The sequence below is a fragment of the Sorangium sp. So ce204 genome (assembly GCF_051526795.1).
Taxonomy (GTDB): domain Bacteria; phylum Myxococcota_A; class Polyangia; order Polyangiales; family Polyangiaceae; genus Sorangium; species Sorangium cellulosum_B.
This window is the reverse complement of sequence record NZ_CP150317.1, coordinates 4445743-4459993: the sequence shown is the minus strand read 5'-3', so window position 1 is coordinate 4459993 and position 14251 is coordinate 4445743. Positions and strand designations below refer to the sequence as shown.

The following is a 14251-nucleotide window of genomic DNA, read 5'->3' as shown; positions in this document are numbered from 1 at the left end:
TTCTCTGTAAAGAGAATTCACACACCGCTTTCCTCGCCCCAATCGCCGACCGCCGCCCACGACATTGTCGCGGTCGATCGCGCCAGCCCGAACCGCCCAGCCCGATCGAGCGCGATGACGCCCCCGGTGATGTCGAGGCGCTCCGCCAGGTGCGCGATGATCCCGCTCGCCGCGTCGACCGCGCCGGTGCCCGCGCGCATCCGCTCCACGGCCGAGTGCGCCACGACGAGCCGGATCATCCCCTCGCCGTGGCCGGTCGTCGACACGGCCCCGGCCTCGTCGTCAGCGTACGTCCCTGCCCCGATGAGGGGCGAGTCCCCCACCCGCCCGACCCGCTTGTTGACCGTGCCGCCCGTGCTCGTCGCCGCGGCGGTGAGCCCGCCCTCGTCGAGCGCCACCGCGCCGACCGTGTTGCCCGCCCAGGACGTCGCGCGGATGCCTTGCTGGGCCGCCGCGAGCGCCTCCCGGGCCGCCTCCGTGACGAGCGCCGCCTCGCCCACGGGCGTGAACCCCTTCATCCGCGCGAACCGCGCGGCGCCGTGCGCGGCGTACAGCACGTGCCGGCCGTCCTCCAGCGCCGCGCGCGCGATCGCGATCGGCTCGGCGAACTCCGAGAGCGCGCAGACCGCGCCGGCCCTGAGCCCGCGGCCCTCCATGATCGACGCGTCGAGCTCGACGTGGCCCTCCTCGTTGAGGCACGCGCCCGTGCCCGCGTTGAAGAGCGGATCGTCCTCGAGGACGCGCACCGCGCGCTCGACCGCGTCGAGCGCGCTCCCTCCCGCGGAGAGCACGCGTGCTCCCTCGCGCGCCGCGCGGAGGCACCCCGCCGCATGCAGCGGCCGCCGCTCCGGAGCGACGTTGCCCGCGCCGCCGTGGACCAGGACGGTGCGCCGCCCGCCGCGCCCGCCCAGAGAATGGATGACGTGCTTCACGACCGTGGAACCCTACCGCGGCGCGCGCCCGGAGGTCCACGCCCAGCCGACGCTCACTCGGGCGGGAGCGCGCTCCGCTTGGCCTTGAGATCGTAGGTCATGCCGCACGGCAGCGCCGCGACCACCGGCGCGACGCTGAGCTCTCCGGCGACGAGGTCCTCGCACCGCGACCCCGCCGTGGGCACGAACTCGAAGGACATCGTCGCCTTGAACCCCGCGACGTCATCCCCTCTGCCGCCGAGCTGCCCGAGCGCCCGGTCGCGGCGCTCGACGGAGCACGGCGGCCCCGGCGGCGCGTCGCCCGCGCGCATGTCCACCACCACGCGCCCGTCGATCGAGAAGCTCACCTCGTCGTCGTCGATGACGCCTGCGATCACGCTGGCGCCGTTGTTCCAGTACAGGGCGCCGTCGCCGCGCGCGAGCGCGACGTCGAACTCCCACAGGCGCTTCGCGCCGAGCGCCCCCTCCCCGCACGTGTTCGCCGTCTGTGTCCCCACCACGTGGAACGCGCCGAGCGCGGTCCCCCGCTCCGGCGCCTCCTGATCCCCGAAGGCGTCGGCGCACGCTGGAAGCAGGGGCAACGCCGGCAGCAGCGCGAGCAGCAGCATCCGCATCGAGCCCGCGTACCAGACGGGCACGGCGCAGGACAAAAAAGCGCTCGCGGGCAATGGAAATAAAAACGGGTCGGGTGCTTCGTTCGCACCCGACCCGTCCCGTGGGCCTCTACCGGAGGCCTTCTGGACCCCGCTTGATCCCGCCTGTGCGGCGCCCCCCCTGTCCCATCGCGACGAGCGTTCAGCCCCGGAGCGCCGGTGAGAATCGTTGCCGGAAGACCTGAGTCTTCCTCGATTCCCTCTCTGCCGGCCTCGCGGAGGTCGCGATGGCAGTCAACAGGTTATCGAGCGCCGGACCTGGCCGAGCGCGGTAGCGTTTTGCAAGGCCCCGATGACCCTGCGTCCACGCTCCACGAGGGTCAGCCGTTCCCAGCCTCCGGTATAGAAGAGCCACTGGTACTGTGCATGGTGTCCATCCCTCCTCCGGCTTGCCGGCACCCCGCGCCGGATCGAAAGAGATCGTCCGGCATGGCAAGGGTGTTCGATTGCGGATCAGCGGAGAGCCCGCCGATCTGGTGTCGACCCCAGCACCGTGGTGCTCCACGGCAGGACCATCCTGGAGCTGATGCTCCGTCCGAGGCCGAGGACCAGCGTATCACCGCTGTTCAGGCGAGCAAGGGGCTCACGCACCGAAACATCGAAAGTGATTCTCTTCCATTCCATCCATGTCCACCCACGGTCCACGCACGGTCCACCCACGGTCCGCATCGTCCCACCGCTCCCACCGCGTCTCGCAGCGCAGCCGGGCAGGCGTCGAACGTCGAGCGTCGCCGCACGCCGCACGTCGCACGTCGCACGTCGCACGCGGCCAGGCAGGCGTCACCGGAGGGAGCAGCCAGGCAGGACGAGGCGCAAAGCGCGTCTCCAGGGCGAGGCGCAGAGCGCTCCAGCGAGACGACGTGCCGGACGCAAGCGCGCAGCTGCCGGAACAGGTCCGGTGGAACGAGGGCGAGGACATCGCGCGGCGGGCCGGCGCGCCGTGACCGGCCCCGCGCGCGTCAGACGTGTGCGAACCAGCTCGCCTCCTCGCCCTCCGGCAGCGCCGTGGCGAGGACCGCGAGCATCGCGTCGATCTCTTCCTTCGTGTGGACCCCGCTGCGCAGGATGGCCGCCGGGCCGTCGCCCCCGGGCACCACGACCGACTCCACGGCGAGCGCGGTGTTGACCCCGTAGCCGTAGGACGCCAGCGTCACGACCGCGGTGGCTTCGCGGTCGTCGAGCAGCCGGCGGATCGTCAGCGTGCGGCGCACGCGCTCGCTGTCCTCGGCCCACGACGCGAGCCACGCGCGCGCCGCCTCGTCGAGGCCGACGAGCACGAGCTGCGCGGGAGGCAGCGCGTCAGGATCGGCCGCGGCGACGGCGGCGCGGTGGAAGCCCCGCACCTCCCGGCACCAGAGCGGCGGCGCACCGTCGACCCGCACGAGAAAGCCGTAGGGGCCTCGGGCCCCCTCTCGCTCCGAGCCCCCCGAAGAAGAGGAAGAGAAACTGTCGTTCGACACGAAGGGAGACGATACACGAGCTCTGCTCGGCGGAGGAAGCCCGCTCAATTGCGCAGCATGTCGAGCCGACACGGCTCCGCCCCGGTCACACCTGTCACACGCACGCCACCTGGGTACGCCCGCCGATGCCCATGGCGGCCACAACGAGAGCGCCACACTCCTGGGATTTCGGCTAAGGTGGCGCCGCCTCCCCCGTGGAGCCCGTCCGGGACGGGGTGCGTCCTGCACCTACGGCGTCGCCCCGGCCGACGGGCTCCAGCCCGCAGCGACGGGTCGGGGCGGCAGCAGCGCCCGACGCCGGGCGTGCTGCCGCGGAAGGCCGGCGAAGAGGCCCGCCGGCGCGTCCCGCGTCACCTCGATCCCGATCCGAACCGCAGGCAATGAAGCTCACGTCACAACAAGTCATCGAGATCGTCATCGCGCTCTGCGCCTACTTCGGCGTCGCGTTCGCGCTCAACTGGTTCGTCCCGTCGCGGCTCCGCGTGCTCGCGCGGTACAGCACGGTCGCCGCGGGCATCGCGCTCTTCTTCCATGGTCTGGACCGGTACATCGACGAGCACGCTCGCGCCGTGGACATGGCGAAGGTGGCGATCGCGATGGGCGCCGCGCTCTGCGTCTTCTACGAGACGCACCGCGAGGGGATGCGCCGGCCGATCGCGGAGCGCTGGAAGCGGTTCGCCGGCGTGGCGCTCGGTGTCGCCGCCATCATCGCGTACTTCAACGGCTTCCGCTTCGGCTATCCCAAGTATTACCACCGCTGGGATCAGTTCCATTATTACATGGGGGCCAAGTACTTCCCGGAGATGGGGTACGACGGCCTCTACAAATGCGCGCTGATCGCGCAGGACGAGCTGGGGCTCGTCACGTACACGAACGAGGACACGGGGCGGCAGGTCAAGCTGGACATGGCGAAGGAGGTTCGCCACCCGGACAAGAAGATCCGGAACCTCGGTGGCGACAACCTCCTCATGCCGGCGAGCGAGGTGCTCAGCACGCCCGAGATCTGCAAGGCGCACTTCTCACCGGAGCGCTGGGACGCGTTCAAGGCCGACGTGCAGTTCTTCCGGACGGCCTCGGACAAGGGCTACTGGGAGGACATGCAGAAGGACCACGGCTACAACCCGCCGCCGGTCTGGACGATCATGGGTAAGTTCTGGGCGGACCTCCAGCCGGCCAGCACCCGCTACCTCCAGTTCCTCGCCAGCTTCGATATTTTCTATCTGCTCGGGATGTTCGCCGCCCTCTACTGGGCCTTCGGGTGGCGGGTCTTCGCCGTCGCGGCGATCTTCTGGGGCTGCCAGTCGTCGGCGCCGTTCTACTGGACGGGCGGCGCGTTCCTCCGGCAGGACTGGCTCTTCTACCTGGTCCTCTCGGCCTGCCTCATCCGGAAGCGCTACTTCAAGCTCGCGGGCGCGAGCATGGTCTACGCTGGCCTCCTGCGCATCTTCCCGGGCCTGCCCGTGATCGGCTGGCTCACCGTCGCCGGGATTCACCTCGTCCGCCACAAGCGCATGGCGAGGTCGCACGTGCAGGTGCTGATCGGCGGCGTGCTCGCGGCCGCCGTGCTCATTCCGGTGAGCATGAAGGTCTCGGGCACGGACTCGTACCGGCAGTTCTACGAGCACACGCTCAAGGTGCACGACCAGACGCCGCTGACGAACCACATGGGCCTCCGCGTGCTCGTCGGCCACGAGCCCGGCACGGGCGTCGAGTCCGGCCGCATGAAGTACACGAAGGACACGAAGCTCGTCGATCCGTTCGAGGTCTGGAAGCGGATGCGCAACGAGCGCTACGCGAAATACCGCTGGATCGCCTACGGGATTATCGCCGCGACCCTGGCGGGCTTCGTCTACGTGTGCCGGCGGGTCCGCTCGCTGTGGGTGGCCCAGTGCCTCGCCCAGATCTTCGTCATCCTGCTCTCGCAGCTGACCTGTTATTACTATTCATTCATGATCTTGAGCGCGCCGCTCACCCGGGTGAAGCGCCAGATCGAGGTACCCCTGTTCGGCCTGGCGGCGCTCAGCCAGTTCATCTGGATCACGTTCAACTACAACGACGACAAGTACACGGTGCTCACCGCTGTCTCACTCGCCTTCTGCTATTACCTGCTCTGGATCTTCTCGGGTAAGACGATGCCGTGGGCGCGGCAGCCCGAGCCGGCGAGCGAGGACGGCGGAAAGCCGACGGCCCAGCAGGCCTGAGGCGCTCGCCTCCCGCCGGGTCGCCACGGCAGCGCCTCCCATGCCTGGAAGTGCCTGGAAACAAACGATGACAGAAGTAGAGCGAGAGCATCCCGACGAGCGAAGCGACGTCCAGGGAGACGAGGCCCGGCCCAGCGATCCCGGGGCGGCGGGCGACCGGGGGAACACGCCGGCTCCGCCGCGCGGCGACGACCGGGCGGTCCACGCTTTCCGGAAGGTCCCGCGGACGGGCGTCATCTACGTGACGACCGAGGCCGCGCGCCTGGGCTTTAACCCGGGTCGGGACTCCGCGTCCGCGGGTCCCTCCGAGCCGGGCGCCGACGAGGGGACGGACGGCTGGTGCAACCTCGGGCAGGGCCAGCCGGAGACGGGCCCGCTCCCGGGCTCGCCCGCGCGCTGCGCGGCGGTGCCGATCTCCGGAGACGACCAGGAATACGCGCCCGTGGCCGGCCTCTGGGAGCTGCGCGAGGCGATCGCGTCGCTCTACAACCGCGCGTACCGGCGGGGCATGCCGTCGCGCTACACGGCCGAGAACGTGGCGGTGTCGGGCGGGGGTCGCATCGCCCTCACCCGCGCCGCGGCGGCGCTCGGGCAGATCAACCTCGGCCACTTCCTCCCCGATTACACCGCCTACGAGGAGCTGCTCGACGTCTTCCGGCTGTTCTCGCCGATCCCGATCCTGCTGGAGGGCGAACGGGGCTACTCGTTCTCCGTCGGCGACCTGCGCCGCGAGATCCTGGGCCGCGGCCTGAGCGCGATCCTCGCCTCGAACCCCTGCAACCCGACCGGGAAGCACGTGCGCGGCGAGGAGCTCGCCGCCTGGGTCCGCACCGCGAAGGAGCTCGATTGCGCGCTCCTGCTCGACGAGTTCTACTCGCACTACATCTACGGGATGGGCGACGTCGCCCCGATGGAGAGCGCCGCGCGCTACGTCGAGGAGGTCGACCGCGATCCGGTCGTGATCTTCGACGGCCTGACCAAGAACTGGCGCTACCCGGGCTGGCGCGTCACCTGGACGCTGGGGCCGCGCGAGGTCATCGAGGCGGTGGCGAGCGCCGGCAGCTTCCTCGACGGCGGCGGCTCCAAGCCGATGCAGCGCGCCGCGGCAGAGCTGCTTACCATCGAGCACACCCGCGCCGAGACGACGGCCATCCACCGGACGTTCTCGCGCAAGCGTGAGATCATGCTCGACGGGCTGCGCAAGATCGGCGTCACGGTCGACGCGGAGCCCGAGGGCACGTTCTACGTCTGGGGCTCGGTCGCGGATTTGCCCCCGGGGCTCTCCGACGGCTACGGCTTCTTCCGGGCGGCCCTCGGGGAGCGGATCATCGTCGTGCCGGGCGAGTTCTTCGACGTCAACCCCGGCAAGCGCCGGGCGGGGCGGCCGTCGCGGTTCCGCCACCACGTCCGCTTTTCTTTCGGCCCGAGCGAGGACGTCCTCGTCCGGGCGCTCGGGCGGCTCGAGCGCATGGTAGGCGAGCGTCGCCGGGCCTGACACCGGCGGCGCCGCGCAGGGGAGCGGGAAGACGGGGCCGAGCGCCAGGTCTTGTCGCGCTGCACGTCTTCCGACATGGTGGGGGAGCGCGTGGCCAAAGATCCGTGGAGTGATTGGAACGACGACGACCCCGGTAACTTCCAGCCGGGCGATACGATCGGCCCCTACGAGCTGCTGTTCCCGGCAGCCGTGGGCGGCATGGCCGCCGTGTGGGCTGCGCGGCTCAGGCGGCCCAACGGCTCCGTCCAGATCGTCGCCGTCAAGCTGCTGTCGGACGCGATGCGCGGGGATGACGACGCGCGGGCGATGTTCCTCGACGAGGCGTGCACCGCGTCGCGGATCCTCCACCCGAACGTCGTGCACATCCTCGCGTACGGCGAGGTCCGCGATCGGCCGTACCTCGCGATGGAGTGGATCGACGGCGCCCCGATCGCGAAGATCTTCTCGAACCAGAAGGCGAAGCGCGCGCTCCTGCCGCTCGGCTGGGTGCTCCACGTGATGATCGACGCGTGCGCCGGGCTGCACGCGGCGCACGAGGTCCGCGACGACACGGGCGAGCTCCTCAACCTGATCCACCGCGACGTCACGCCGGAGAACGTGATGGTGACGTTCGACGGCATGGTCAAGGTCGTCGACTTCGGCGTCGCGAAGACGCGGGCGCGCGCGCAGACCAGCCGCGTCGGCGCGATCAAGGGCAAGACCGGGTATTTCTCGCCCGAGCAGGTCATGGGCGGGGCGCTCGACCGCCGCAGCGATCTCTTCTCGATGGGCGTGCTGCTCTACCTGCTGGTGACGGGCCACACGCCGTTCCGCGGCAAGGGCCCGCTGGAGGCGATGCAGCAGATCGCCAACCGCAACCCGCAGCCGCCGCGCGAGATCATGCCCGAGGTCCACCCGGAGCTCGACCGCATCATCATGCGGGCGCTCGCCAAGAACCCGAACGAGCGGTACCAGACGGCCGCGGAGCTGCGCCGCGATCTCGAGCAGGTGAGCGCCGCGGTCCGCGAGAGCTACACCGACAAACAGGTGGGCCAGCTCGTGCGCGATCTGCTCCCCGGGGTCGCCGAGGCGCGCAAGGAGCGGATCGATCAGGCGCTCGACGAGCTCGACCGGATCCTCGCCGAGCGCGCCCACCCTCAGAAGCCGCAGGCCTCGCGCCCCGAGGACGCGACCGAGGTGATGCTGCGGCGCATCTCCATGCTGCCGATCCTGCAGGACGGCCCGGAGGCGACGGAGGGCGGGGGCGCGGCCGACGCGGCGCCCCCCTCGTCCCCGGCGGGCCCCGCGAGCTCGCGCATGTCGGGGCCGGCCAGCTCGCGCATGTCGGGACCCGCAAGCTCGCGCATGTCAGGACCGGCCAGCTCGCGCATGTCGGGGCCGGCCAGCTCGCGCATGCCGGCGCCGACGAGCCCGCGCCGCGCGAACGCCGACCCGATGCGCAAGTCGAATCCGGACGCGACGCGCAAATCGACGCCGGATGCGACGCGCAAGTCGAACCCCGACGGAGCAGGCTCGCCGCTCGATTTCCCGGCGGGGCTTTCGCCGCTGCCGCTGCTCCCGCCGCCGCTGCACGTCGGGCCGCCGGTGTCCCCGGGGCCGGCGGCTTACGTCGGTCCGGCGGCGCACGCGAGCGGCCCCACGAGCGCCGTCGCGTCCGCGCCCGAGCGCCGCGCGTCCCCTCCCGCGAAGGGGTCCTTCGTGCGCGTGGCGTTGCTCGCGCTGATCGTCCTGGGCGTGGTCGCGGCCGTTGCGTTCCTGCTGCTCGCGCGTTCCGGCCGCATATCGCTCGGCGGTGTGGTGGTGCCTTCCGCCAGCCCCAGCGCGTCCGCACCGGCGGTGCAGGCGCCCGATGCCGGCGCCGATGCCGCGGCGACGCCGAGCGCGGCAGCGACGGCGTCGACGGTCGCGAGCGACGCCGTCGCGGACGCCGCGGCCCCGAGCGATGCAGCCGCGGCCGAGCTGATCGCCGACGCGGCCGCCCCCGCCGACGCCGCCGCCCCGGCCGACGCGGCCGCGGATGCCGCGGTGCCCGCCGATGCAGCCGCCCCTGTCCCGGGCGGGCAGCCGGCGTACGTCCCGGGCGCCGTACCCGCGCCCGGGACGCCGTCCCCGGGCTCCTCGGTCACCCCTGCGCCGCGCGTCCCAGGGCCCCTGCCCGCGCCGTCCGTCACCGGGTGGCCTCCGCCACGGCCCGCGAGCCAGCCCGGACTGCCGGCGACTCCGCCCGCCTCCACGCTGCCGCGCGGGCCCGTCCCCGGCCAGGCGCCGCCGCGGCCGCGCCCCGCTGCGCCCCCCCTCGACCTCGCGCCGCGGTAGCGCCTTCGGACCGGGCGCGGCTGCCTCCCCCGCAGCCCGCGCGGCCGGCGCATCGCTCAGTCCTCGTCCGGCTTCTCGGGCTGCGCCTCGTCGGGCGGCGGGGGCGGGGTGGCGCGGGCCGCGGCTTTCTTCAGCGACGACTCGGCGAGCGACACCAGCATGGCGAGGTTCACCGGCTTCGAGAGCAGGAAGATCGCGTGCCGTCGCAGCGCGCGGATGCGCGCCTGCTGCGACTCATCGGCCGTCACGACGAAGACGGGCGTGTCGCGGTTCAGCGCTCCCTTGGCCGAGAGCGACTCGAGCACGCTGAAGCCGTCGATCAGCGGCATGTGCAGATCGAGCACCACGAGATCGAACTTGCGCGCGGAGAGCCGGCGCAGCGCCGGCGCTCCGCCGTTCGCCTCCTCGACGTCGCCCAGCGTACGGAGCGAACGCGCAAACATGGCTCGGATCGCGGCGTCGTCGTCGATGACGAGGATGCACGTCACAGCGTCATGATCGCACGGACGCAGGAGCGCAGGAAGCCCGCCGCCAGCCCCCGCATCGCCCGGAGCGCGCGTACGCGACCGTGCGCAACGCCGGTGGCGCGCGCAGCGCAGACGGACGCGTCGCCAGCGCAGATCCCGCGCTCAGCGGCGCGGGTCGAGACATGGACGCCACGTACGGGCTGCGGTAAACGCGGAGCTATACGTCATCGACCCCGCGCACCGCAAAGGAACGATCCCATGGGCAAGTTCACCCTCACACACGAGATCAACTGCAACCTCGAGACGTTCTGGAAGCTGTTCCTGGACAAGACGTTCAACGAGGAGCTCTACAGGAAGGAGCTCGGGTTCCCCGAGTTCACGATCACGGAGCAGGTCGAGACGGCGACGGAGATCATCCGGAGGTCGGCCGGGAAGCCGAAGATGAATTTGCCCGGCCCCGTCGAGAAGCTGCTCGGCTCCGGTTTCCGCTACACCGAAGAGGGCAGGCTGAACAAGGCGACGAACGTGTGGACCTTCAAGCTGACGCCCAGCACCCTGGCCGACAAGATGCGCAACGAAGGCGTGGTGCGCGCCGAGGCCATCGGCGACAACAAGGTGCGTCGGATCGCCGAGATCACGATCGAAGCGAAGGTGTTCGGCGTCGGCGGCATGCTCGAGAGCAGCGCCGAGAAGGAGCTGCGGCAAGGGTGGGAGGTCAGCGCGGTCTTCATGAACAAGTGGATCGCCCAGGGCAAAGCGGCTTAGCCGGGCTGGAGGCGATCGGCCGGTCCCTGCCGCGCGCCGCCTGGGGCGCCTGACGCCGGCGCTGCCCGACGAACGGACGGCGACGCCGACGAGAGGGGGATGAGAGGGGATCGCGAGCGGCCGTCTCGCGGCCTCCATCTCGCGAACGAGCGAGGGCGCACCCCTGCACGTCCAGGGTCAAAGCGGGAGATCTGCGGCTCCGGCTCTTGCTGCGGTGGCGTACGGGAACCAGGGCCACGGCATGGAGCACGTCGTCATCATCGGTGCCGGCTTCGGCGGCCTCTACGCGGCGCGGGCGCTCCGGCGCGAGCCGGTGCGGGTGACCGTGATCGACCGGCACAACCATCACACGTTCCAGCCCCTCCTGTATCAGGTCGCGACGGCGGGCCTGAGCGCGAGCGACATCGCCACGCCCATCCGCCACGTGCTGCGCAAGCAGAAGAACACGAGCGTGATCCTCGCCGAGGTGAAGGCGATCGATCCCGTCCAGAAGCGGGTGATCTTCGAGGACGGCGAGCTCGGCTACGACAAGCTGATCGTCGCGGCCGGGGCGTCGCATTCGTACTTCGGGAACGACGCGTGGGCGGCCGTCGCGCCCGGGCTCAAGACCGTCGAGGACGCGCTCGAGATTCGCCGGCGCGTCCTCCTCGCCTTCGAGGCGGCCGAGCGCGAGCCGGATCCGGCGCGGCGGAGCGCCTGGATGACGTTCGTGGTGGTGGGCGCGGGCCCGACGGGCGTCGAGCTCGCCGGCGCCCTCTCGGAGCTCGCGAGGCACACGCTCGTGCGCGAGTTCCGGCGCATCGATCCGAGCAAGGCCCGCATCCTCCTGCTGGAAGGGGCCGGGCAGGTGCTGCCGTCGTACGTGCCGGAGCTCGGCGAGAAGGCGCAACAGCAGCTGGCCGCGCTCAACGTGGAGGTGCGGACGAACTGCCGCGTCACCGACATCGACGAGGAGGGGGTCTCGATCGGCGACAAGCGGATCGAAGCCAGGACCGTGCTCTGGGGGGCCGGCGTGGCGGCGTCCGCGCTCGCCCGCAGCCTCGGAGCGCCGCTCGACCAGGCAGGGCGCGTGCTGGTGGCGCCGGACCTGACGGTGCCGGGTCACGAGGACATCTACGTGATCGGCGACCTCGCGTCGGTGAAGCAGGAGGACGGGACGCCCGTGCCCGGCGTGGCGCCCGCGGCGATCCAGGGAGGGCGCCACGCCGCGCGCTGCATCGCGCGCACCCTGCGGGGGCTGCCGCGGCTGCCGTTCCGGTACAACGACCGGGGATCCCTGTCGACGATCGGGCGCGCCGCGGCGGTCGCCGACTTCGGCAGGCTGAAGCTCTCCGGGTTCCTGGCGTGGCTCGCGTGGCTGTTCGTCCATATCCTCTTCCTGATCGGCTTCCGTAACCGCTTCCTGGTGCTGTTCTCGTGGGCCCTGTCCTACGTGACCTACGAGCGCGCCTCGCGGTTGATCACGGGCGAGATCCCGCCGCTCCTGGAGGACCACCACGCGCCGGAGCTCGAGGCGCGCATGGACGGTGGCGCCGTGAGGCGGCACCCGCCGATGGAGCCCGCGCGCACGCGCGCATAGCCGCCGCCCGGGAGCACACACGCAGCCCGCCGGCGTACTGCGCTCGTCTGGACCTCGGCGACGGAGCTGCGTTAGCGTCGTTGACCATGACGACCCATCCCGGACAGGGCGCCTCGACGCACCCATGGCGAGCGCTCCTCGCCAGCGCAGCACCCCTCGCCGCACTCCTGCTCAGCGCCCCCTCCGCCTTCGCGCAGGCGCCTCCTGCGTCCTCGCCGCGCGCAGGCGCCGAGCCGCAGCCCGCGCCTCACGGGGCCCCTGCGCCGTACGGCGCGCCTGCCCCGTATGGGCAGCAGCCCGGCTACTACCCGCCTCCGGGATACGCGCCGCCCCCGGGATACGCCCCGCCCCCGGGATACGCCCCGCCCCCGGGGTACGCGCCGCCTCCGGGGTACGCGCCGCCTCCGGGATACGCCTCGCCTTCCGGCTCGTATCCTGTTGGCCCGAGGATCATGAACTACGAGGAAGGGCAGGCCGTCCCGGAGGGTTACCGCGTCGAGGAGAGGGCGCGCCGCGGCCTGGTCATCGGCGGCGCCGTGACGTTCGGCGTCACCTACATCCTCTCGGCGATGGTCGGGCTCGTGGCGGAGAGCGCTGACAGGGCGAGCGGCGGAAGCGGCGAGAGCTACCTCCCGCTCTACATCCCGCTCGCCGGCCCCTTCATCACCGTGGGCACCGCGGATGCGAAGGGCGGCGGCGTCTTCGTCCTCATGGTCGACGGGCTGGCGCAGGTCGCCGGGGCCGCGATGTTCATCGGCGGCCTCGCCGCGCCGGAGAAGAAGCTCGTCCGCAACGACGTCGCCCTGTCGGTGAAGCCGATCGTCACGGGCGACACCGTCGGGCTCGGCGTCTCCGGCTCGCTCTGAGCGCGCGCCGCCCGCGGCCAGGCGTCACGGCGCGACGGGCGGCGTCTCATCCATCGTCTTGACGGCGCGCTTGGCCCTGCGGCGCACGTCGACGTGCAGCGACTCGTCGAAGTTGATGGCCGAGAACGCCGCCCGCGCCTCGATGTTCTTGCCGAGCGCGGCGTACGCCTCGGCCTCGTTCCACCGGAGCTTCCAGTCGCGCTTCGCGAGGTCCGAGAGCTTCGCGGCGTCGGCGATGATGTCCGGGTACCGCTGCTGCTTCCCGAGCTCGGTCCAGTACTCGGCCCGGAGGTCGTCGTCCCCGGGCGCGAGCGCGACGGCCGCCGCGAAGCCCGCGAGCGCGTCGTCGATCCGACCTGCGACCAGCTCGGCGCGGGCGAGCGAGCGGCGCGCGCCGGCGCTCTCGGGGTGAGCCGCGACGAAGGCGGCGAGCGCGGGGATCGCCTCGTTGACCTTCTGGATGTCCGCGGGATCGCTCGGCCAGAACCGGAGCGAGAGCGCCGCGAGGTCGCCTGGGTCGCTCTCCAGCGCGCGCTCGACCGCGGCGGGCACCTCCGCGCCGCGGCCCGCCTGGGACAGGCACTTGGCGAGCTCGACCCAGGCGCCCGACGAGGACGGCGCCGCCGCGGCGAAGGCCTCGGCCGCGGCGAGCGCCTCGTCGGTGCGCCCGAGCGAGCGGAGCGCGGCGATCCGCGCGAGGTGCGCGCGCTCGCGGCTCGCCCCTTCGCTCGAGGCGGCGACGGCGCGCTCCGCTGCAGCCAGCGCGACGTCGTGGCGGAGCTCGCGCTCGTGGTAGGCGAGCTGCTCGAGGTAGAAGGCGCCGTCGCGCGGCGCCGCGTCCCACTGGCCCGCAAGGTACTCGAGCACCGCGTCGGAGCGCACGTAGACGAGCGAGGCCGCGTCGCGCGGGTTCTCGTAGATCGGCAGGAGGACCCCGAGCTGGACCATCGCGTCCAGCGCCGGCTGGCAGTCGGGCTTCGCCTCGAGCGCGAGCACCATCTCGTCGAGGGCGGCGTCCTTCTTCTGCATCGCCAGGTGCACTTGCCCGACCGCCACGTGGTAGTCGGCGTCCCCCTGGAACGTCTTTCGGATCGCCTGGAAGCTCTTCAGCGCCGCGGGGTGATCGCCCATGTTCGCCTGCGCCGATGCGAGGTTCAGCCGCGCGGCGTGATCGTCGGGATCCATCGTGATGATGCGCTTGAGCGCCGAGATCGCCTTCTCGTAGTCGCGCTCGCCGAACGCCTTCTGCGCGCGCTCCCAGACCGGAGCCTTGTCGAGGAACGCCTCGAACTGCGAGACGAGCGTGCTGTTCTGCTTGCGCCAGACGCCGCTCTTGCCGGGCTCGGAGTTCGTGAGGAAGTCTTTGATCCACTTGCGGGCGGCGTCGATGCTGAGCCCCTTGTCAGCCAGCCCCTCGAACTCCCCCCGAGGCACCGGCATGCGCGCGGGGATCCCCTGCCGGCGCGCCGTGGTCTCATCCAGGCCGATCAGCACCCAGTCGCTTTGCTCGCTCATGA

The 14251-nt window shown here is 71.7% G+C and carries 11 protein-coding genes; 6 read left to right on the top strand and 5 right to left on the bottom strand.

Going from position 1 to position 14251, the window contains the following annotated elements; genetic code table 11:
* Positions 1-17: 17 nt before the first annotated feature.
* From WMF22_RS16625 to WMF22_RS16615, 3 genes are all read right to left on the bottom strand, one after another.
* Positions 18-932 (bottom strand): isoaspartyl peptidase/L-asparaginase, encoded by a 915-nt coding sequence (locus WMF22_RS16625; protein ID WP_438036327.1) that lies wholly within the window; start codon positions 930-932, stop codon positions 18-20.
* Between the two features lie 53 nt (positions 933-985).
* Positions 986-1570: a hypothetical protein gene (locus WMF22_RS16620; RefSeq protein ID WP_438036326.1), complete on the bottom strand. Its 585-nt coding sequence runs from the start codon at positions 1568-1570 to the stop codon at positions 986-988.
* A 974-nt stretch (positions 1571-2544) separates the two neighbouring features.
* The gene (locus WMF22_RS16615; RefSeq protein ID WP_044964995.1) at positions 2545-2967 is read right to left on the bottom strand and encodes a hypothetical protein; all 423 of its coding nucleotides are present in this window, start codon (positions 2965-2967) and stop codon (positions 2545-2547) included.
* A 458-nt stretch (positions 2968-3425) separates the two neighbouring features.
* On the opposite strand from WMF22_RS16615, the gene WMF22_RS16610 reads away from it, so the two are divergent.
* The 3 genes from WMF22_RS16610 to WMF22_RS16600 all read left to right on the top strand — a co-directional run bounded on the left by WMF22_RS16610 (position 3426) and on the right by WMF22_RS16600 (position 9057).
* Complete coding sequence (locus WMF22_RS16610) at positions 3426-5246, top strand: hypothetical protein (RefSeq protein WP_437300041.1); 1821 nt, start codon at positions 3426-3428, stop codon at positions 5244-5246.
* 67 nt (positions 5247-5313) lie between these two features.
* The gene (locus WMF22_RS16605; RefSeq protein ID WP_438036325.1) at positions 5314-6741 is read left to right on the top strand and encodes a pyridoxal phosphate-dependent aminotransferase; all 1428 of its coding nucleotides are present in this window, start codon (positions 5314-5316) and stop codon (positions 6739-6741) included.
* 90 nt (positions 6742-6831) lie between these two features.
* A complete protein-coding gene (locus tag WMF22_RS16600; RefSeq protein WP_437300039.1) occupies positions 6832-9057 on the top strand; it encodes a protein kinase domain-containing protein in 2226 nt (741 codons plus the stop codon).
* 56 nt (positions 9058-9113) lie between these two features.
* Here the strand turns inward: WMF22_RS16600 and WMF22_RS16595 are convergent, their stop codons facing one another.
* The gene (locus WMF22_RS16595; RefSeq protein ID WP_437300038.1) at positions 9114-9545 is read right to left on the bottom strand and encodes a response regulator; all 432 of its coding nucleotides are present in this window, start codon (positions 9543-9545) and stop codon (positions 9114-9116) included.
* A 237-nt stretch (positions 9546-9782) separates the two neighbouring features.
* Between WMF22_RS16595 and WMF22_RS16590 the strand changes: the two genes are divergently transcribed.
* From WMF22_RS16590 to WMF22_RS16580, 3 genes are all read left to right on the top strand, one after another.
* The gene (locus tag WMF22_RS16590) at positions 9783-10289 is read left to right on the top strand and encodes a DUF2505 domain-containing protein (RefSeq protein ID WP_437300037.1); all 507 of its coding nucleotides are present in this window, start codon (positions 9783-9785) and stop codon (positions 10287-10289) included.
* Between the two features lie 241 nt (positions 10290-10530).
* Positions 10531-11868, top strand: coding sequence for an NAD(P)/FAD-dependent oxidoreductase (locus WMF22_RS16585; protein WP_438036324.1), 1338 nt, complete (start codon positions 10531-10533; stop codon positions 11866-11868).
* An 86-nt stretch (positions 11869-11954) separates the two neighbouring features.
* Entirely contained in the window at positions 11955-12734 is a 780-nt protein-coding gene (locus WMF22_RS16580) for a hypothetical protein (protein ID WP_438036323.1), read from the top strand.
* Positions 12735-12758: 24 nt separating this feature from the next.
* Here the strand turns inward: WMF22_RS16580 and WMF22_RS16575 are convergent, their stop codons facing one another.
* Positions 12759-14249 (bottom strand): tetratricopeptide repeat protein, encoded by a 1491-nt coding sequence (locus tag WMF22_RS16575; RefSeq protein WP_438036322.1) that lies wholly within the window; start codon positions 14247-14249, stop codon positions 12759-12761.
* Positions 14250-14251 lie beyond the last annotated feature (2 nt).

What these genes read in the sequence shown, in the direction of transcription:
- WMF22_RS16610 (WP_437300041.1), top strand. Translation starts at nt 3,426, where the DNA reads ATGAAGCTCACGTCACAACAAGTCATCGAGATCGTCATCGCGCTCTGC.
- WMF22_RS16605 (WP_438036325.1), top strand. Translation starts at nt 5,314, where the DNA reads ATGACAGAAGTAGAGCGAGAGCATCCCGACGAGCGAAGCGACGTCCAG.
- WMF22_RS16590 (WP_437300037.1), top strand. Translation starts at nt 9,783, where the DNA reads ATGGGCAAGTTCACCCTCACACACGAGATCAACTGCAACCTCGAGACG.
- WMF22_RS16585 (WP_438036324.1), top strand. Translation starts at nt 10,531, where the DNA reads ATGGAGCACGTCGTCATCATCGGTGCCGGCTTCGGCGGCCTCTACGCG.
- WMF22_RS16580 (WP_438036323.1), top strand. Translation starts at nt 11,955, where the DNA reads ATGACGACCCATCCCGGACAGGGCGCCTCGACGCACCCATGGCGAGCG.
- WMF22_RS16575 (WP_438036322.1), bottom strand. Translation starts at nt 14,249, where the DNA reads ATGAGCGAGCAAAGCGACTGGGTGCTGATCGGCCTGGATGAGACCACG.